This window comes from Alcanivorax sp. HI0044 (assembly GCF_001634945.1).
Genome location: NZ_LWEZ01001146.1, coordinates 1 through 19,420, shown reverse-complemented (window position 1 = coordinate 19,420; position 19,420 = coordinate 1). Strand labels below are relative to the sequence as shown.

At 59.0% G+C, this 19,420-nt stretch carries 20 protein-coding genes and 1 pseudogene; 18 read left to right on the top strand and 3 right to left on the bottom strand.

All coding sequences use genetic code 11. The features are described 5' to 3' along the window. The first annotated feature begins 133 nt into the window (after positions 1-133). The gene (gene sppA, locus A3730_RS14515; protein ID WP_063519618.1) at positions 134-1,108 is read left to right on the top strand and encodes a signal peptide peptidase SppA; all 975 of its coding nucleotides are present in this window, start codon (positions 134-136) and stop codon (positions 1,106-1,108) included. Between the two features lie 106 nt (positions 1,109-1,214). Here the strand turns inward: sppA and A3730_RS14510 are convergent, their stop codons facing one another. After that, entirely contained in the window at positions 1,215-1,808 is a 594-nt protein-coding gene (locus A3730_RS14510; RefSeq protein WP_063519619.1) for a nucleoside triphosphate pyrophosphatase, read from the bottom strand. Between the two features lie 136 nt (positions 1,809-1,944). Between A3730_RS14510 and A3730_RS14505 the strand changes: the two genes are divergently transcribed. From A3730_RS14505 to A3730_RS14435, 15 genes and pseudogenes are all read left to right on the top strand, one after another. Beyond that, positions 1,945-2,460, top strand: a complete 516-nt coding sequence (locus tag A3730_RS14505) for a DUF177 domain-containing protein (RefSeq protein ID WP_063519620.1) — start codon at positions 1,945-1,947, stop codon at positions 2,458-2,460. 33 nt (positions 2,461-2,493) lie between these two features. Continuing rightward, the gene (gene rpmF, locus A3730_RS14500; RefSeq protein ID WP_007151009.1) at positions 2,494-2,682 is read left to right on the top strand and encodes a 50S ribosomal protein L32; all 189 of its coding nucleotides are present in this window, start codon (positions 2,494-2,496) and stop codon (positions 2,680-2,682) included. A 213-nt stretch (positions 2,683-2,895) separates the two neighbouring features. Further along, positions 2,896-3,912: a phosphate acyltransferase PlsX gene (gene plsX / locus A3730_RS14495; RefSeq protein WP_063521667.1), complete on the top strand. Its 1,017-nt coding sequence runs from the start codon at positions 2,896-2,898 to the stop codon at positions 3,910-3,912. A 127-nt stretch (positions 3,913-4,039) separates the two neighbouring features. Continuing rightward, on the top strand, positions 4,040-4,969 hold the full coding sequence (gene fabD / locus A3730_RS14490; RefSeq protein WP_063521668.1) for an ACP S-malonyltransferase: 930 nt from the start codon (positions 4,040-4,042) through the stop codon (positions 4,967-4,969). Positions 4,970-4,971: 2 nt separating this feature from the next. Beyond that, the gene (gene fabG / locus A3730_RS14485; protein WP_063519207.1) at positions 4,972-5,703 is read left to right on the top strand and encodes a 3-oxoacyl-ACP reductase FabG; all 732 of its coding nucleotides are present in this window, start codon (positions 4,972-4,974) and stop codon (positions 5,701-5,703) included. Between the two features lie 186 nt (positions 5,704-5,889). Continuing rightward, complete coding sequence (gene acpP, locus A3730_RS14480) at positions 5,890-6,123, top strand: acyl carrier protein (RefSeq protein ID WP_007149764.1); 234 nt, start codon at positions 5,890-5,892, stop codon at positions 6,121-6,123. A 188-nt stretch (positions 6,124-6,311) separates the two neighbouring features. Continuing rightward, the gene (fabF, locus tag A3730_RS14475; protein WP_082872386.1) at positions 6,312-7,550 is read left to right on the top strand and encodes a beta-ketoacyl-ACP synthase II; all 1,239 of its coding nucleotides are present in this window, start codon (positions 6,312-6,314) and stop codon (positions 7,548-7,550) included. Continuing rightward, the gene (gene pabC, locus A3730_RS14470) at positions 7,550-8,362 is read left to right on the top strand and encodes an aminodeoxychorismate lyase (RefSeq protein ID WP_063519205.1); all 813 of its coding nucleotides are present in this window, start codon (positions 7,550-7,552) and stop codon (positions 8,360-8,362) included. The genes fabF and pabC overlap by 1 nt, the downstream gene beginning before the upstream one ends. A 10-nt stretch (positions 8,363-8,372) precedes the next feature. Next, positions 8,373-9,428: an endolytic transglycosylase MltG gene (mltG, locus tag A3730_RS14465; RefSeq protein ID WP_063519204.1), complete on the top strand. Its 1,056-nt coding sequence runs from the start codon at positions 8,373-8,375 to the stop codon at positions 9,426-9,428. Further along, the gene (gene tmk / locus A3730_RS14460; protein WP_063519203.1) at positions 9,428-10,054 is read left to right on the top strand and encodes a dTMP kinase; all 627 of its coding nucleotides are present in this window, start codon (positions 9,428-9,430) and stop codon (positions 10,052-10,054) included. The genes mltG and tmk overlap by 1 nt, the downstream gene beginning before the upstream one ends. Continuing rightward, the gene (locus tag A3730_RS14455; protein WP_063519202.1) at positions 10,045-11,052 is read left to right on the top strand and encodes a DNA polymerase III subunit delta'; all 1,008 of its coding nucleotides are present in this window, start codon (positions 10,045-10,047) and stop codon (positions 11,050-11,052) included. Before tmk ends, A3730_RS14455 begins: the two co-directional genes overlap by 10 nt. Positions 11,053-11,103: 51 nt before the next feature. After that, positions 11,104-11,448: pseudogene (locus A3730_RS14450) on the top strand (PilZ domain-containing protein); the annotation flags it as partial. A gap of 278 nt (positions 11,449-11,726) precedes the next feature. Beyond that, entirely contained in the window at positions 11,727-12,518 is a 792-nt protein-coding gene (locus A3730_RS14445; RefSeq protein WP_063521653.1) for a TatD family hydrolase, read from the top strand. Beyond that, positions 12,515-13,864: a DNA recombination protein RmuC gene (locus tag A3730_RS14440; RefSeq protein WP_082872385.1), complete on the top strand. Its 1,350-nt coding sequence runs from the start codon at positions 12,515-12,517 to the stop codon at positions 13,862-13,864. Before A3730_RS14445 ends, A3730_RS14440 begins: the two co-directional genes overlap by 4 nt. A 254-nt stretch (positions 13,865-14,118) precedes the next feature. Continuing rightward, the gene (locus A3730_RS14435; protein WP_063538309.1) at positions 14,119-15,771 is read left to right on the top strand and encodes a trypsin-like serine protease; all 1,653 of its coding nucleotides are present in this window, start codon (positions 14,119-14,121) and stop codon (positions 15,769-15,771) included. On the opposite strand, the gene A3730_RS14430 is transcribed toward A3730_RS14435, so the two are convergent. Together A3730_RS14430 and A3730_RS14425 are read right to left on the bottom strand one after the other, a co-directional pair. Further along, entirely contained in the window at positions 15,736-16,578 is an 843-nt protein-coding gene (locus tag A3730_RS14430) for a hypothetical protein (RefSeq protein WP_063521294.1), read from the bottom strand. The genes A3730_RS14435 and A3730_RS14430 overlap by 36 nt on opposite strands. 48 nt (positions 16,579-16,626) lie before the next feature. Continuing rightward, complete coding sequence (locus tag A3730_RS14425; RefSeq protein ID WP_063521295.1) at positions 16,627-17,760, bottom strand: aminotransferase class V-fold PLP-dependent enzyme; 1,134 nt, start codon at positions 17,758-17,760, stop codon at positions 16,627-16,629. Between the two features lie 203 nt (positions 17,761-17,963). On the opposite strand from A3730_RS14425, the gene A3730_RS14420 reads away from it, so the two are divergent. Together A3730_RS14420 and A3730_RS14415 are read left to right on the top strand one after the other, a co-directional pair. Continuing rightward, on the top strand, positions 17,964-18,599 hold the full coding sequence (locus tag A3730_RS14420; protein WP_063538307.1) for a TetR/AcrR family transcriptional regulator: 636 nt from the start codon (positions 17,964-17,966) through the stop codon (positions 18,597-18,599). Beyond that, complete coding sequence (locus tag A3730_RS14415) at positions 18,596-19,150, top strand: DUF1285 domain-containing protein (RefSeq protein WP_063521374.1); 555 nt, start codon at positions 18,596-18,598, stop codon at positions 19,148-19,150. The genes A3730_RS14420 and A3730_RS14415 overlap by 4 nt, the downstream gene beginning before the upstream one ends. The last annotated feature ends 270 nt before the right edge of the window (positions 19,151-19,420 follow it).

Here is a 19,420-nt window from a genome sequence, read left to right as displayed (position 1 = left end):
GCGTGAGCTATGGTGCTCACCCGGTTGAACAATTGTTGCCGTGCGAGCCCTTGGCGGTGATCGACCGATTGGATCATTTGCTGCCGCTGGTGGGTTTGGCGGCGTCTGAATTTGTAATGGAGAGTGTGTGACTATGGAAAATCAGCCATCTTCCCGGCCCCCGCAGAATGAGCGGGAATGGAAGCTGATCGAAAAATTGCTGGGCCAGGCCCAGGATGAACAGCGCAAGTCCCGTCGCTGGGGCATCTTTTTCAAGGCGCTGACTTTTATATACCTGTTTACGCTGTTGGTGATGGTGATTCCGGGAAAAACCGGTTCAGCGGTGACCATGGCGGAAAAGCATGTGGGGATTGTTGACGTAAACGGTGTGATCGCGCCGGATCAGGATGCCAGTGCGGATTTGATCGTCACCGGCCTGACGCGGGCGTTTGAAGCGGAAAACACCACTGCCGTACTGTTGAAGATCAACAGCCCGGGTGGCTCGCCGGTGCAGTCAAATCAGGTGTACAACGCCATCAAACGGCTGCGTGCCGAGTACCCGGAAAAGAAAGTCTATGCGGCCATTACCGATGTGGGCGCCTCGGGGGCCTACTTTATCGCCTCCGCTGCGGATGAAATTTATGCTGACCCGGCCAGTATCGTCGGCTCCATTGGTGTGATCATGGCCGGTTTCGGCCTGGAGCAGGCAGCGGACAAGTTGGGTGTGGAGCGCCGTGTGCTGACCGCCGGTGAAAACAAGGACCTGATGGACCCGTTCTCGCCGATTCAGCCGGCCCATCGCAAGCATGTGCAGACCATGCTGGATGACATTCACCAGCAGTTTATTACCGCAGTGAAAGAAGGGCGCGGCGATCGCCTGAAGGTGGATGGCCACCCGGAACTGTTCTCTGGCCTGTTCTGGACCGGCGAGCGGGCACTGGATCTGGGGCTGATTGACGGCCTGATGAGCCCGGGGCAGGTGATTCGCGAAGTGGCGGGGCAGGAAGAAATGCTGAATTACAGCGCCAGCCGTTCTCCCATGGAAGAATTTATTCGCCGTTTTGGTGTATCCATTGGTGAAGGCATGGCGGCCCAGTTGGGTCTGAGTGCCTCGCCGGTGATTCGTTGATCATAATAGCTACGAGCTACGAGCTACGAGCTACGAGCTACGAGCTACGAGAAGCTAGAAGAGGCGAGTTCCGAGAGAGATAGTGCTCGGAACTCGCCTCTTTCCTTTATATAGGCAGCTGAATCCCCTCGGCGGCCAGGAATTCGGTTAACACGATCAATGGCAGGCCCACCAGTGTATTCGGGTCGCGACCTTCCAGTGCCTTGAACAAGACAATGCCCAGCCCTTCGGATTTGAAGCTGCCGGCACAGTTCAGTGGCTGCTCTATGTCCACGTAGCGTTCGATTTGCGCCGGTTTCAGGGTGCGGAATTGCACATGAAACGGGTCACAGGCCACCTGGCTGCGACCGGTGGCGGTATTGAGCAGGCATAACCCAGTCAGGAAGGATACCCGCTGACCGCTGGCGGCGTTGAGCTGGCGGATCGCGGTGTCCCGGTCACCGGGCTTGCCCAGGACCTGATCGCCGATCACGGCGACCTGATCGGAACCGATGATCAGCGTGTCCGGGTGCTGATCGGCCAGCGCCAGGGCTTTTTCCCGGGCCAGGCGCATCACCAGTGCGGTGGGGGATTCACCCTCATGCCGGGACTCGTCGATATCCGGGCTCTGATGGATAAAATCCAGCTTCAGCTTGTCCAATAATTGCCGCCGAAAGGGCGATGAAGAGGCGAGTAACAGGGTAGGTGTCTGGTCAGTCATGGGGGTCTCCGCGCGTTGCGAGGGCAAGTGTAAGGATTATTTTTTCATGACGCACGAAAAACCCTGTTGACTCAGGTGCTTAGTGCCTCACATTAACTTTGACAGCAGGGCCTCACGGCCCTAGAATTGCGCGCTTATGTTTTCAGGGCAACTGCCACAGTTCCTCGATCCTCGCAAATATGCGGATCAGGGTCGCGTCGTTGAGGGCCAGCTTACCGTTGGAGACCTGCCTCGCCTGCAGGAATACCGCGAAAGTCTGGACCAGCCAGTAGCTATATCGCTGGCGTTCGATCGTGATGATGAGGGGCATCGGCGTATCGAGGGCGAGGTTAGCACCGTATTGGTGCTGCCATGTCAGCGCTGCCTGGAGCCAGTGAGTTATTCCATTACCGCCCATATTGATGTGGCGCTGGTGTGGAATGAAGATCAGGCCAAGGCATTGCCGGAGCGACTGGACCCCTGGTTAGTTGGCGAAGAACGTATGGTTCTCACCGATCTGATCGAAGAGGAACTGTTGCTGGCCATGCCGCTGGTGGCACTGCATGACCCTTGCCCGACAGCTTTACCGCATGATCGCGGTGAACCTGAGAAACACGAAAACGCGGATAATCCTTTTGCCGTGCTGGCCAAATTAAAAGGTCAAGGCAAGTAAATTCAGGCTGAATAAACGCCCGAGGAGCTCGAAATGGCTGTTCAAAAGAACCGTAAAACCCGTTCCAAGCGCGGCATGCGCCGCTCTCACGACGCGCTGCCCGCCGCTGCGCTGACTGAAGACACCAACACTGGTGAAGTGCACCGTCGTCACCACATTTCTCCGGATGGCATGTACCGCGGCCGTCAGGTGATCAGTCAGGGCGAATCTGACGACGAATAAGTTGTATGAAAACGGGAGCTGCGGCTCCCGTTTTTTTGTGCCCTGCTGGCTGAATGCTGTCTCTGTGCAGTGAAAGGCCGGTTTGTGCGGCACACTGAAATCCTCCTTCGGGAGGATTTTTTGTAAGTGGATTTGTGATTGAATGCGGGGAGCATGTCGCCGCCAGGCGTTTTTTGTCAGAATGCCCCCAAATTTGAATAAAGGAAGCAGCCCATGCCGGTTGTGACGTTAGCAGTGGATGCCATGGGGGGCGATCACGGCTTGTCCGTAACAGTGCCCGCAGTGGCAGCCATGCTGTCTCGCCATGCGCACATGCACATTATCCTGGTCGGCCAGCCCGAGCCGCTGGCTGACGCCTTGTCCCAGGCCAGTATCGCTGACCATCCCCGTATTACCGTCCAGCCTGCTTCTGAAGTGGTGGCCATGGATGACCCGGTTGCCGTGGCTCTGCGGCAGAAGAAAGACTCATCAATGCGCGTGGCCATTAATATGGTCAAGGAAGGGCGGGCCCAGGCGGCAGTCAGTGCCGGTAACACCGGTGCCCTGATGGCGGTGAGCCGCTTTGTGCTGAAAACTCTGCCAGGGGTAGACCGGCCTGCTATCTGCACGGCGATTCCCACGGCCAATGGCCACTGTCACATGCTCGATCTGGGTGCCAATGTGGATTCCGAACCCGTCCACCTGTTGCAATTTGCCCTGATGGGGCAGGCGGTCGTGCGTGCCGTCGATGGGGTGGAGCATCCCCGGGTCGCGCTACTCAACATTGGTGAGGAAGATATCAAGGGCAATGAGCAGATCAAGGAAGCGGCGGGCCTGTTGCGTGAAGCCGGCGACCTGAACTATGTGGGCTTCGTGGAAGGGAATGGCATTTTTGCCGGCGAAGCCGATGTGGTGGTCTGTGACGGCTTTGTCGGTAATGTTTCGCTGAAAACCATGGAAGGCGTGGCGAAAATGATCGGCAACATGTTGCGCGAAGAAATCAAACAATCCTGGTTGCGTAAACTGTGTGGTCTGTTTGCCTTGCCGGTTCTGATCGGGCTGAAAAAGCGTATGGACCCGGACCACTATAACGGCGCCAGCCTGGTTGGTCTGCGCGGAGTGGTGGTGAAAAGCCACGGTGGTACCAGCAAGGAAGGCTTTGCCTGCGCGCTGGAAGTGGCGCAACTGGAAGCCCGGCGCAATGTGCCTTCTCTGATCAGTGATGCACTGGGCCAGGCCAGCACCGACTGAAATCCTGTGTCGGGGTCGGCTGGCCTCGATGCTGTTCATACTTTGTTTCAGGCCCGACCGGACAGCGAAAGCGAAAGCCGGCATACTGCGGCCTGCCTATTCCTGTCTATTTTCAAGGGGATGTTGAATGTCGAAGACAGCCTTTATTTTTCCCGGTCAGGGCTCTCAGAGTCTGGGGATGCTGAGTGAGTTTGCCGAACGCCCGGCAGTGAAGCAGACCTTTCAGGAAGCCTCCGGTGCACTGGACCAGGATCTCTGGGCGTTGGCCCAGGAGGGGCCGAAAGAGGCACTGAACCAGACTGAAATTACCCAGCCGCTGCTGCTGACAGCCGGTGTCGCCCTGTGGCGGTTGTGGGAACAAAGTGGTGGTCCGCGGCCGGATGTGTTGGCCGGGCATAGTCTGGGTGAATACACCGCCCTGACCTGCGCGGGTGTGGTTAATCTGGGTGATGCTGTGCGGTTGGTTCGCACCCGTGGCCAGCTGATGCAGCAGGCCGTAGGGCAGGGTGAGGGCAGCATGGCCGCCATCCTGGGCCTGGATGATGAACAGGTCCGTTCTGCCTGTGCGCAGGCTGCACAGGGCGGCGTGGTCGAGGCAGTCAATTTCAATGCCCCCGGTCAGGTGGTGATTGCGGGTTCTGCGGACGCGGTCGAGCGAGCTATTGCGGCCTGTAAAGCGGCTGGAGCCAAGCGCGCCATGGCGCTGCCGGTGAGCGTGCCATCTCACTGCGCGTTGATGAAACCGGCGGCGGAACAGCTGGCCGAGACCTTGAGCGGCACGCGTTTTCATGCGGCGGAAATGCCCGTGATCAACAATGTGGACGTGGCCATGGAAACGGATCCGGAGAAAATTCGTGATGCGTTGATTCGCCAGCTCTATTCGCCGGTACGCTGGGTGGAAACCATCCAGGCACTGAAAGAGCAGGGTGCTGGGCATCTCTATGAGTGTGGTCCAGGCAAGGTGCTGTGCGGGCTGGTGAAACGCATTGATCGTGATTTGGCGGCTCGTCCGCTGGAAACAGAGGCGGCTTTCACGGCGGCCCTGCAAGGAGAATAAGAATGTCGGAAAAGAAAGTGGCGCTGGTCACTGGCGCAAGCCGGGGGATTGGCCGGGCGATTGCCGAACAGCTGATTGCCGACGGCTTCTTCGTTATCGGCACGGCCACCACGGATAAAGGGGCCGCTGCCATTGGCGATGCACTGGGCGAAAACGGTGCCGGCAAAGTGCTCAATGTCGCGGACAAGGAATCGGTGGACGCGACGATCAAGAGCATCAACGATGAATTCGGTGCTCCTCTGGTGCTGGTGAATAACGCCGGCATTACCCGCGACAACATCATGCTCCGGATGAAGGAAGATGAGTGGGAAGATGTCATCAATACCAACCTGAATTCCCTTTATCGCGTTAGCAAGGCATGCTTGAAGGGCATGACCAAGGCGCGTTGGGGCCGGATCATTAATATCAGTTCGGTGGTCGGTACCATGGGTAACGCCGGGCAAGCCAACTATGCGGCAGCCAAAGGCGGTGTGGAAGGTTTCTCCCGGGCGTTGGCTCGCGAGCTTGGCTCACGTAACATCACGGTGAATTCTGTTGCGCCGGGCTTTATCCAGACGGACATGACAGAGGCTTTGCCGGAAGCCCAGAAAGAGGCGCTTTTGCAGGGGATTCCCCTGGGGCGCCTGGGGCAGCCGGCGGAGATTGCCAGTGCTGTCGCCTGGCTGGCCAGTGATGGCGGTGGTTACGTAACCGGAACCACTTTGCACGTCAATGGGGGTATGTTTACCGGGTAGCTCAAAAAATGGGCATCCGAACGTTTCTGGGAAAGCTGTCTAATTGACTGTTTTCGCAGAAGAAAATATTTGGAAAAACTTCAAGGAAAGGCATCGGTCCAGTCGGCTTGCAAGCGCAAACAGCGTTCACCTAGAATAGCCGCTGACAGGTGCTAGCACACCATTAATCAGGAGAGTAATACGATCATGAGCAGCATCGAAGAACGCGTAAACAAAATCATCGTTGAGCAACTGGGTGTTAAACCGGAAGACGTAAAATCAGAAGCGTCCTTCGTTGAAGATCTGGGTGCAGACTCCCTGGACACCGTTGAGCTGGTGATGGCCCTGGAAGAAGAATTTGAAACCGAAATTCCGGACGAGGAAGCTGAGAAAATCAGCACCGTCCAATCCGCTGTGGATTACATCAAAGCGCACAGCTGAGTTCGGTCGTTCGAATAACAGAAAAGCCGCAGGTTCGATGAGCTTGCGGCTTTTTTGTGGCCAGAATATTTGCGGCGGCAAGTGACGTTTTCTTACATTACGGCGACCAGTTGTGGGTTGGCTTGTAGTAATCTTGTCGCATTAAGGCCGTTAAATGGCGCCAAAATAATGGATTGGGAGGTAATCGGGTGACGTCACGTCGAGTCGTTATTACAGGGTTGGGAATGCTCACGCCGCTGGGAGTCGATGTGGCTTCTACCTGGGAAGGTATCAAGGCGGGCAAGAGTGGCATTCGCAATATCGAGCACTTTGATACGGAGCCCTTTGCTACCCGTTTCGCTGGCCTGGTGCCTGACTTTGATATTTCCGAGTACCTGTCTCCCAAAGACGCTCGCAAAATGGACGTCTTTGTTCAGTACGGGCTGGTAGCAGCTATCCAGGCCGTACGCGATGCGGGCCTGGATATGGAAAAGGAAGATGCCGAGCGTGTAGGGGCGGCGATCGGCTCCGGTATCGGTGGCCTCACCAATATCGAAGATAACCACCGCAAGCTGCTCGATTCCGGCCCCCGCAAGCTGTCACCGTTCTTTGTTCCGGGCACGATTATCAATATGATCGCGGGCAATCTGGCGATCATGTACGGCATGAAAGGTCCCAACTTTGCCACGGTAACGGCATGCACCACTGGCACCCATAATATTGGCTTTGCTGCTCAGCAGATTGTGCTGGGGCAAGCGGACGTGATGGTTGCCGGCGGTGCCGAGAAAGGCTCTTCGCCGCTGGGGCTGGGCGGTTTCGCCGCCGCCCGCGCACTATCCACTCGCAACGATGACCCGCAAGCCGCCAGTCGCCCCTGGGACAAGGATCGGGATGGCTTCGTGCTGGCCGATGGTGCCGGCGCGGTGGTGCTGGAAGAGTACGAGCACGCCAAGGCCCGTGGCGCCACGATTTATGCGGAGCTGGCAGGGTTTGGCATGAGTGATGATGCCTACCATATCACCTCCCCGGCGGAAGGTGGCGACGGCGCCATGCGGGCCATGCGCAATGCGCTTCGCAATGCCGGTGTCGAGCCGACCCAGGTGGATTACATCAATGCCCACGGCACCTCCACGCAAATGGGGGATGTGGCGGAAGCCATGGCAGTGAAAACTCTGTTTGGCGACCATGCCCATAATCTGGCGGTCAGCTCCACCAAATCCATGATCGGGCACCTGCTGGGTGCGGCGGGTGCAGTGGAGGCGATTTTCTCCATTCTGGCCATACGCGACTCAGTGGCACCGCCCACCATCAATCTGGATAACCCGGACGAAGGCTGCGATCTGAACTTCGTGGCGAACCAGGCGCAGGAACGTACCATCAACTACGCGCTGTCCAACTCGTTCGGTTTCGGTGGCACCAACGGCACCTTGCTGTTCAAGAAGGTGTAATGCCACTGAATCCCCGTGACCGCGGTTTCGCCTACGGAGACGGTGTGTTCGAAACCGTGCGCGTGGCCGCCTCCGGTGAACAGCCCTTGTGGCCGCGGCATCGTGCCCGCCTGGTTGGTGGGCTGCGAGCACTGGGCATTGCGCTGCCCGATGAATCCCGACTGGACGCTGCCCTTAACGAGGGCGTTGCTGCGCTTGCCGGTGAGGCCGGGGTGGTAAAACTCACGGTCACCCGCGGTGTCGGCGGTCGGGGATATTTGCCCCCGGTACCCGCTCAGCCCACGGTTGTGTGGCAGAGCGGCGGCTTGCCCGTCTGGCCTGAACGCCATCGCCGCGAAGGCCTGGTGCTGGGACTTTGCCAGGCTCCGCTGTATCCTGACCTGCTGGCCGGATTCAAGCATCTGAACCGTCTTCCACAGGTCATGGCACGCCGGGAAGTGGCACGGCAGGGTTGGGACGAAGGGTTGCTGCTCAGTACCCGCAGGCAGCCTCTGGAAGCCACTTCCATGAATCTCTTTGCCCGCTTTGCCAATCACTGGTGGATGCCGGATCTGGATGCTGCCGGAGCTGGTGTGGCCGGCGTGATGCGGGCGCACTTGCACGAGACATTGCTGCAACGCGGCGAGAAAGTGGTCTGTGATCTGCGGCCACTGTCACAGCTGCGCACAGCCGATGGACTGTTTCTGTGTAACAGTGTTGTCGGCGTGCTCCCGGTGCGTAAACTGGCGCAATGGCATTGGCCGGTGCTGGCATCGGTCCGGGAACTGCAACAGTCGACAGAAACCTTTTTGGCCGGCTCACTGAAGGTCTAATAACCGCACTATGCGCAAAAAAATCCGTATTTTTGGACTGCTGGTTGTCTTGCTGGTAGTCGCTGTACCTGTGGCGGGGGCCTGGGTCAGCAGTTATCTACACCGCCCATTACCGGTTTCTGAAGCATTAACGGTGGAAGTGCCCCGGGGCGCCGGCTTGAGCCGTGTGCTGTATAACCTCAAAGAGGAGGGCATCCTGGGTGAGGGCCTGGAAGCCCGTTTCCGCCGGGTGGGAGCGCGAATCTATTCCGCTTTCACTGGCATGGACGGCCGTATGCATGTGGGTGAGTATCAGCTCAAGCCGGGCGACTCGTTGTTGTCTCTGCTGGAGAAAATCGATCGCGGTGATGTGCTGCAACGCAGCCTGACCCTGGTGGAAGGCTGGAACTTCCGCGAATTACGTGCCCGGCTGGCCTCCCAGGAGACCTTGAGTCACCGCCTGAAAGAGTTGACCGACGAGCAAGTGATGGCGGAGTTGGGGCGTCCGGACCGCCACCCGGAGGGATGGTTTGCGCCAGAAACCTATTTTTATACCCGTGGCACCACAGACCTGACCATCCTGGCCCGGGCACTGGCGCGCCAGGAAAGTATTCTCGACGCTGCCTGGCAGCAGCGGGCCAAGGATTTGCCCTACGACACCCCATACGAAGCCCTGATCATGGCGTCTATCGTGGAAAGGGAAACCGGCGTGCCGGAAGAGCGTCCGGAAATTGCTGGCGTTTTTACCAATCGTTTGAACAAGGGCATGCGCCTGCAAACCGACCCGACGGTGATCTACGGCATGGGGGAGGCCTATGACGGAAATATTCGCCGCTCCGATCTGCGTCGCGCTACCCCTTACAATACCTACGTGATCAGCGGGTTGCCGCCCACTCCTATCGCCATGCCCGGCCGGGAAGCCATTCTGGCGGCGGTGAACCCGGGGAAAACCGAGTCCCTGTATTTCGTGGCCCGTGGTGATGGCAGCCATTCTTTTTCCAAAACCCTGGCCCAGCACCGCAAAGCCGTGCGTGAGTATCAGCTGCAACGCCGTGAAGGCTACCGTTCTTCACCCGGAGGCGGATAATGAGTGGCCGTTTCATCACCCTGGAAGGCGGCGAGGGCGCGGGCAAAAGTAGCAATCTGGAATGGCTGGCCGACGCTCTCAGAGCCGCCGGCAAGACGGTGACAGTGAGCCGCGAACCCGGCGGCACCGCCTTGGCGGAATCGATCCGTGGTGTACTGTTGGCGCCCGGTGATGAACCTATGGCGGATGATACGGAGTTGCTGTTGGTGTTCGCCGCCCGCGCGCAGCACCTGGAGCAGAAGATCCGCCCGGCACTGGCCCGTGGCGAATGGGTGCTGTGTGATCGTTTTGTGGACGCCACCTGGGCTTACCAGGGGGCAGGGCGAGGGCTGGACAGCGCAGCCATTGCCGACCTGGAAAGCCTGGTCATTCGCGACACCCGCCCGGACATGACCGTACTGTTTGATGTGCCGGTAGATGTGGGCATGGCACGTGCCGGTAAACGTGCCGCTCTGGATCGCATCGAACAGGAAGACCGGGCTTTTTTTGAACGTATCCGCCAGTGTTATCTGGCCCGTGCAGCCCAGGAGCCTGGCCGGTTCCGCACCGTGGATGCGGGGCAGCCTTTGGGGTCGGTACAGCAGCAGCTGGGCGCGATAGTCGAGGAGATGCTGGCATGGCCGTAACCGGCGCAAAAGTTCAGGCACCGTGTCCCTGGCATGGCGAGGTCATGGCGCAGTTGCTTGACCAGCACGCCCAGGGGCGGCTGCCCCATGCGCTGTTGCTGACCGGTGCCAAAGGTATCGGCAAGCTACGCTTGGCCGAATCCCTGGCCCAGACCCTGCTTTGCGAGAAACCTTCCGCAGGGCTGCCTTGCGGCCATTGTCAGGGGTGCCAGCTCAGCACCGCTGGTACTCACCCCGATCTGCACCGCCTCAGCCCGGAAGAAAAAAGCAAAACCATCAAGATTGATCAGGTCCGCAAGCTGGTGGCGTTTGCCACCCGCACCGCTCAGTACAGTGGTTACCGGGTTGCCATTGTCTATCCTGCAGAAGCGCTCAACCGCAATGCCCAGAATGCCTTGCTGAAAACCCTGGAAGAGCCGGGCGCGCAGACCTTGTTGCTGCTGGTCAGTGATCAGCCGACCCTGTTATTGCCGACCATTCGCAGCCGTTGCCAGCAGCGCACCTTGCCGTTACCGGAGCAGGACCAGGCGCTGCAGTGGTTGCAGAGCCAGGTGGGCGAGAGTGCGGCTTCGTTACTGGATGCCGCCCAGGGGGCGCCGCTACAGGCGCTGGCACTGGAGCAGGCGGACTGGTTTGCCGACCGGGCCCGTTTGCTCGATACCCTGGTCAGCGTGGCAGAAGGGCGCCAGTCGGTGGCGCAAGCGTCGCCGGTGCTCGCCAAGCATGACCCTACCGAGATGGCCGGGGTGATTTATGGCTGGTTGTCACGCTGTTTGAATCAGCGCTTCTCCGGCCAGCAGAGCGCCGACGCATCCCTGGCTCCACTGCTGGAGCGACTCAGCAAGGCGGTGCCACCGGCGCGTTTGTTGCGGGCTGCCCAGCGGGTGCTGGAAGGGCGCCGCGCCTTGCTGTCCGGGGCCAACCCCAACAAGGAATTGCTGTACGAGCAGTGGTTGCTGGTGCTGGTGGGCGTTGACGCTGCGGCAGCAGCGCACTAACCTTGAACCGACTGTTCAAAGATTAATAATAATTTCGTAAGAGGCTCGTTCATGAAAATGCCCGGCGGTCGTAGTGGCATTCTGTCGCTTTCCATCAAAGACAAAGCGGTGCTGTACTCGGCCTACATGCCTTTCATTACCAATGGCGGCCTGTTTATTCCCACCGAAAAGCAATACAAGCTGGGAGAAGAAATCTTCCTGCTGCTCAATATCATGGACGAAGCCGACAAGATTCCGGTGGCGGGCAAGGTGATCTGGATCACGCCCAAAGGCGCTCAAGGTAACCGTAGTGCCGGGATCGGCGTGCAGTTCTCTGACCAGGATGACACTGCCCGCGTCACCATCGAAAATCACCTGGCAGGCTCGCTGGAATCGGATCGACCGACGCATACGATGNNGNACGCCGGACGCCGGACGCCGGACGCCGGACGCCGGACGCCGGACGCCGGACGCTAGAAGCTAGAAGCTAGAAGCTAGAAGCTAGAAGCTAGAAGCTAGAAGCTAGAAGCTAAATCCCGGCGTTGAGTCATTCAGTTTTAAAGCGGTAATACCCCAAGGTATTGCCGCTTTTGCGTTTAGCATCCGGCGTCTGGCATCAAGCGTGGCCACGTGCAGCGTGTCGCCTGTTGCCTATCTGCTCTACAATGCCAGCGTTTTTAACCTCGGAGTGTTCCATGTCTGCTACCCCTTTTGTGGATTCCCATTGCCATCTGGATCGCCTGAATCTTGACGCCCATGGTGGCGATTTCGAGACGATGATGGCGGCCACGGCGCAGGCGGGGGTCAGCCATATGCTGTGTATCGGTGTGGATCTGGAAAGCTTCCCGCAGGTGCAGGCACTGGCCGAGCAATACGAGAACGTGTTTGCCAGCGTTGGCGTGCACCCTCTCTACAAGGAATCCCGCGAGCCACAACCCAACGAATTGGTGGAGCGGGCCGGGCACCCCAAGGTGGTGGCGATTGGCGAGACCGGGCTGGATTACTTTTACGCCAGGGAAGAGCGTGAGTGGCAACAACGCTACTTCGTGGCCCATATTCAGGCGGCTCGGGAAACCGGCCTGCCGCTAGTGGTGCATACCCGTGGCGCCAAGGAAGACACGCTGGCGTTGTTGCGTGAGCATGGTGGTGGTCAGGTGCGCGGGGTGTTGCACTGTTTCACCGAGGATCTGGACATGGCCCTGCAGGCCATTGAGATGGGTTTCTATATTTCCATCTCCGGCATTGTGACCTTCCGCAATGCCCAGGCCCTGCGCGACACCGTGAAGCAGCTGCCGCTGGAGCGGCTGCTGATTGAAACCGACTCGCCCTGGCTGGCGCCGGTGCCGTTCCGTGGCAAGCCCAATGAACCGCGTTACGTGGCGCAAGTGGCTGAATGCGTCGCCGAGCTTCAGGGGGTCAGTGTGGCGGAGCTGGCCAAGGCCACCGCGGATAATTTCTTTTCCCTGTTTAACAAGGCGCAGGCATGAATCTGTATGCAATGATGGCGCTGGCAGCGCTATGTTGTGGAGCCGTGGCGGCACTGTTGGCTGTGCTGATCGAGCGGCGCCGGGCGGCGGTTCGCGAGGCGGCGCTGTTGGCGGAAAAGCAGGCCTTGAGCGAGCCCTTGGCCCAGGTGCCGTTGCTCAAGCAGCAGCTGCAAGAGCAGCAACAGCGTCAACGGGACAGCGACGCGCAGTTGCAACAGTTGGGGTCCGAGAAAGCGCGGCTGGAAGAACGTCTGGCTGGCCAGCAGGAGAAACTGGCCTTTTCCGAGCAAAGCCGCAACCAGCTGAAACAGGAGTTTGAAAACCTGTCAGGGAAGGTGCTTGAGCAGCGCGGCAAGCAGCTGCAGGAGCAGCACCAACAGGGCCTGGATGGCATGCTCAAGCCGTTTCGTGAGCAGCTGGCGGATTTCCGTCGCCGGGTGGACCAGATTCACAGTGACGAGACCCGCGCCCAGGCGTCCCTGATCGAACAGCTGGGCCACCTGAAAAGCCTGAACCAGCAGATGCACGAAGACGCCCGCAACCTGACCGATGCGTTGAAAGGGCAGGCCAAGACCCAGGGTAACTGGGGTGAAATGATTCTGGAGCGGGTGCTGGAGTCTTCCGGCCTGACCCGGGGCCGTGAATACGAAACCCAGGTCACCCTGAAGGACGAGAGCGGCCAGCGTCGCCTGCCCGATGCCATCGTTCACCTGCCGGAAAACAAGGATGTGGTGATTGATGCGAAAGTGTCTCTGGTTGCCTATGAGCGGTTGTCTTCGGCGTCTACGTCAGAGGAGCGCGAACAGGCATTACGTGATCACCTGACCTCACTGCGCAGCCATATCAAGGGCCTGGACACCAAGGATTACAGTGGCCTTGAAGGGATCCGCAGCCTGGATTTCGTGCTGCTCTTTATTCCCATCGAAGGGGCTTTCATGGTGGCGATGGAGCAGGATTCCAGCCTCTATACGGATGCCTTTGCCCGCAACATTGTCCTGGTCAGCCCGACCACGCTACTGGTGACCCTGCGCACCATCCAGAATATCTGGCGTTACGAATACCAGAACCGCAATGCGCTGGATATTGCCGATCGTGCCGGGAAAATCTGTGACCAGGTGTCGCTGATCGGGGAATCCATGGACGATCTGGGTGACAAGATCGGCAAGGCCCAGACGGCATGGGACACCACCTTCAAACGTCTCAGCAGTGGCCGCGGCAATCTTTACCGCCAGGCCCAGCAATTGAAGGATCTGGGCGCCAAAGCACGCAAGGCGTTACCGGAGCCTGGCGATGATGAGGATGATGGGGTCAGGATGACGGATCAGTCAGGCCGTAAAGAAACATAAGAAGTGTAAAATGTTTACTTTATATAAAGTAAATTTTAGATAATTTAAATGCAGTGTAATTGCTTGCAATTTGATGAACTTTGTCGCTAAAAGTGGCAAAAGAGGGCGGAAAATGACGGGACTTGGTGGTCATTTTTCAGTGTCTTCAGGTACGAATGTGCCACCATTGTAATATCAGAACTGGGTCACAGGATTACGCCGAAAACCTTAGTTAGTATGCGCTCCGTAACGTAATGCTAACGAAAGGTAATTTTATGTATCGTTTGATGTTCGCCCTGATGCTGGGGATGGGCCTGGCTCAAACGGTATCGGCGCTTGACGCTCAACCTCGCATTATCGGGGGACAGGACGTAGCAACAATCCGGCCGTGGATGGCCGAAGTGGAAATCAGTCGATCCGGAAACCCTGCCTACGCTGCCACGCTGTGTGGCGGAACCTTGATTGCGCCCGGCTGGGTGCTGACGGCCGCACACTGTGTGGTGACTTCCAGCGGTGCGACCTTGCAGGCGGGGCAATTGTTTGTGGCCCTGGGGAGCCTGGATCGCACAACCGCTAATCCGCCGGAGCGCCTGGCGGTGTCCTCGGTGCGGGTGCACCCGGATTACCGTGCTGTCACTTTCCACAATGATCTGGCGCTGTTGCAGCTGGCCTCAGACAGCACCGCCACGCCACTGGACCTGGCCAAACCGCAGACCGTGTCTGCGCTGACCAGGGGCAGTAGCGACGAAGCCCTGCAGATAATGGGGTGGGGCTCCACCTCTCCCAGCGGCAATGGCCTTTCCAATTCTCTGCGCGAAGCCCGTGTGGACTACGTGTCCAGCGGCTATTGCGCCAGCCAGTGGAGCAACCTGAGCGGTAACCAGATTTGTGCGGGTGAAATGAACCCCCGGGGTGTCGCCCAGGATTCCTGTCGGGGTGATAGTGGCGGGCCTTTGGTGTACGGCGAGCCGGGGCAGCAATGGCTGGTCGGGGTTACCAGCTACGGCCATGAGCAGTGTGCCACCGCCGGCGTGCCGGCAGTTTATACCCGTGTGGACCGTTATCTGACCTGGCTGGAACAAACCACCTCGGGCAGCCTTGTGGATCTTGCCCTCACGGGCGCCACCGCTGATACCTACAGCAGCCCAGGGGCTGCCACCACGCTGCGTACCGGTATTACCAACACCAGCCAGCAGACCCTGGCCAATAATGTGGGCCTGCGAGTCACGCACAAGAACGGGCTCACGGTACGTGTTCCCGGGTTGGCTTGTGTAAAGCGCAGTGGCTATACAGATTGCCGTGGCAGCACGGATCTGACGCTTGGCCAGCAAACCGAGACTTACAGTGTCGTTCTCAGTGCCAGTGGCCGCTGGGTGGATGAGGTTCGCGTTGAGCCGATTAGCAGTGTGTCCCATGACTATTTCGCCGGCCTGGGCGAAAGCTTCAAGTTGGTCTTCAGCAATGAGCCGGATGTGGTACTCAGCCTGACCACGCAGCGGGGCAATGATGGCCTGGTGCGGGTCAATGCCCAGGTCACCAATGCGGCGACCCATCAGGCAGCGGCGCGGGTGCGGGTTGGCTTTACCTTGCCGTCCGGGTGGAGTCCGGTGTCACTGCCTGAGAACTGTGCCGGGGGCGGCCTGGTGCAATGCGGGCTTGGCGATATGTCGCCGGGTGAAGTGGCGTCCCAGCAACTGATTCTGGACGGTCAGGGCGATGATAGCCTGGCAGTGCAGGTGTGGACCGATAACGGGGATTACCCGGCGGACGATAGCTCGGCAAGCACCCGGCCGGCCCAAGCGCGCAGCAGTGCGTCCAGTGGCGGTAATGCCAGTGGCGGGAGCGATGGCGGCGGTGGCGGGGGCAGTTTGTCCTGGTGGCTGCTGGCGCTATTATCCGTGGTGTCCGTTCGGCGGCTCCACCAGTGACAGGTGGCGCTGACGTTCCGGCGCCAGCGCGCCCTGATTGCCCTTCCAGGGCAGGGCGTCAATCCCCTTGGGGATGGCATCCAGCTGGAAGGGCGCCTTGATAATTTCGAAGTAGGGCGAGTGGTCGAAGTCCGCAGCAGTAATGGCTCGGGGTTGCAGCCGGAGCAAGCGGGCGGCGGGCTCGCTTTCCTTCACCAGCGGCATGACCGGGAATTGCACAAAGCTGAAGGCATCGGCGACGACGGTGCCACTGAGTGCCTTGATCAATTCACCGGCCCAGCGGCGGAACAGGCTGGTGCGCCAGCGCAGGGGCAGCCAGCGCCAGGGTAGCAGGGTCATCATGGCCAGTGCGCCCCAGGACTGGGCACCCCCGGCGCCAATGCGGCTGATGGCGTAGCGGAGTACATCCTGGGCTTCATTGTCACTCAGGCCCTGTGCCCGGCAGACGCGAATCTGACGACCTTCCAGTGCGGACAGCGGCTCCACGATCAACCCCCGTTCCAGGCGGGCATCAATCACCAGTTGGGTATCCGGTTCGCAGGGGGTGTAATCCGCCAACAGGGCGCGCAGGGCCGGGTCGGCTACGTCGTGCAGCCGGCCAATGTAGAGTACCGCCCGCGCGTAGCGGCTATCGCCGATCACCTTGAAGGTGCGGTCCACGCTGCTGTGCCCGGCCACCAACAGCACGTCACAGGATTTCAGCACCGTGCGCAGGCTTTCCAAGTCCGCGCTGGGCTGGCCGCTGAACTGCTCATCGCGCTGCAAACGGCGGCAAATCCATTGATAGAAGGCCAGCTGTCGGTTCATCTGTGAGGCTCCGGTATCCATAACGAGGCGCATATGAGGTTCTGGAGCTTACAGCAGGGCCAGAGCCTGGTCGATGACCGAATTGGCAGTGTAGAAGTGTGGCGAAAAGCGTACACCACCGCCGCGTTCCGCGCATACCACGCCGCCCTTTTTCAGGCGCTGGAAGGTGTCGCCCGGGGCTTCTTCGGACAGGCGGAAGGTGACGATTCCAGCCCGTCGCTGAGGGGCCGCAGCGCTGAGCAGTGTGGCGTTTTTGTCTTGCAGCCCTTCGATCAGCCATTGCACCCGCTGTTGCAAGGCATCAGCCACCGCGTCCATGCCGGTATCCTGCAGCAGTGACAGGGAGGCATTCAGGGCATGGGCACCGAGCATGTTTGGGCTCCCGCATTCGAAGCGTTTGGCGGTAGTGGCGGGCTGCCAGTCCTTGCGGGTGTAATTGCCCGGATCGGCCACCATATGCCAACCATGCTGACGCAGAATCAATTGATCCTGCACCGCGCGGCGGCAATAGAACAGGGCGAGCCCTTCCGGGCCGAGCATCCATTTGTGGCCGTCGGCCACCACAAAATCAGCGTTTACCTGCTCTGCTGAGAACGGCAGTGTGCCGAGAATCTGGATGGCGTCCACACAGAAGAGTATGCCCTGGGCACGGCAGGCGGCGCCGATGGGAGCCATATCCATCAACAGGCCGGTGCCGTACTGGACGGCGGAAAGAGACACCAGGCGGGTGCGCGGACCCATGGAGTCAATGACATTCTGCTCCGGGTTGTCCCCCTCCAGATTGACCTCGATCACTTCCACCCCCTGGTTTGCCAGGGCCTGCCAGGGGATGCGGTTGGACGGGAATTCCTGATCACTGATGATAACCTGATCGCCAGCCTGCCATTCCAGGCCCTGGGCAATGACGGACAGGCCTTCGGAAGTGTTCTTGAGCAAGGCGATCTCTTCGCTGCTAACGCCTCCCACCAGCCAGGCCAAACGCTCGCGTAGCTGCTGCTCGACTTTCAACCAGTGTGGATAATCCCGTGCGCCGATGAATACATTCTGGCGAGCAAATTCGGTTACCGCGTCCTGGGTACGTTGTGGCCAGGGGGCGACGGCTGCATGGTTGAGGTAAAGCAGGCCGTCCTGCTGGGCAAATTCGGTGGCGATATCCGGGGGGCTCCCGTCAGAGTTGGCCATGTTGTGTTGCCTCCGTGCGCTGGGTTGAGCTGATGCGTGGCGGAAAACCATGACGCTATGCTAACCGGCGCCAGGTTTCCATGGCGAGACGCTACCGAAATGCCGCGGGTTGCTATCTGATATGCGTATAAAAAGGGAATGCGTTAGAATTGCGACTGTCCAGTCGGCTTTAGGCCCGCATACCCGGGCGAAAGGAGAAATAGATGGGTGATCTGGAAAAAGCCACGCGTAAAGCTCAGGAATTTCGTCAGCGAGAACGTGAGATTCTCGATGCCGCTCTGGCCCTTTTTCTGGAAGAAGGCGAAGACCGGGTGACCGTGGAAATGATTGCGGACCGGGTGGGTATTGGCAAAGGCACTATCTACAAGCATTTCGAAACCAAGAACGAAATCTACCTGCTGCTGATGCTGCGCTATGAGGAAGACCTGGCCGGCGTGTTCCAGCAAATTTCCGATGCGGACAACAAGGAACGCCTGGCGCGGGAATATTTCCGTTTCCGGATTTCCGATCCCAAGCGTTACCAGCTGTTTGATCGGCTGGAAAACAAGGTGATCAAGGATCATGCCCTGCCTGAGCTGGTGGCCAAGCTGCACAGTATCCGTGAGGCCAATTTTGCGCGGCTTACGGATATCGTCAAAACCCGCATGGAAGAAGGTTCACTGGAAGACGTGCCGCCGATGTATCACATCTGTTCTGCCTGGGCATTTGCCCACGGCGCCGTGGCACTGATGGAATCGCCGTTTTACCAGAAGCAAATTGACGACAAGGATGACTTTCTGGATTTCCTGATCGAAATCGGTATTCGCATGGGGAACAAGGGCCAGCGGGGGCCACGATGAAACAGGCCGAAGAGCTGCTGGCACTACTGGAAAAAGCCGCCGGAGATGAAACCGGCCTGCCTCCGGTGCATCAGTGGAAACCGGAACGGCATGCGGATATTGATATGCGCATTGCCCGCGACGGCACCTGGTTTTATCAGGAATCGCCCATTGAACGGGAAAGAATGGTGGCGTTGTTTTCCACCATCTTGTTGCGCGAAGACGATGATTATTTCCTGGTTACCCCGGTGGAGAAACTGCGCATTCAGGTGGACGATGCGCCCTTTGTGGCCACGGAAGTGCAGCAGGTGAAAGAAGGCGAAACCACCAAACTGGTATTCACCACCAATGTGGGCAGCCATGTGGTTGCCGGCGCGTCCCATCCCCTCTGGGTCAATACTGACAGCGAAACCGGTGAGCCTTCCCCGTACCTGTGTGTGCGGGATAATCTCAATGCCCTGATTGGGCGCTCAGCCTTTTATCAGCTGGTCGACTGGGCCGAGCAGCAGGGCGATACCCTGCAAGTTCACAGCAACGGTGAAACGTTCTCTCTGGGTAGCCTGACGGACTAACCGTATAGCGCTTGTCGGGTGCTTAAGGAGCCTCTGAATAACTCCTTGCGTACTCAGCGTGGTCTGGAGCGTGCAGCTGTTGTGTCTTGTCTCGATGGTCAGGGTGGTTCCCTTTCCGAGAGGCAAGGCGCAGCAGATGGGCGCTCCAGGCCGCGCCCTTCGGGTCTTTCAGGCTGGCCCGCACTCGTTGTTGTACTTTTTCGATGGATGGACATACACCTTCAAAAGCGCGCCTAGATTGCGAACCAGCCTGAAAGACTGAGCATGCAA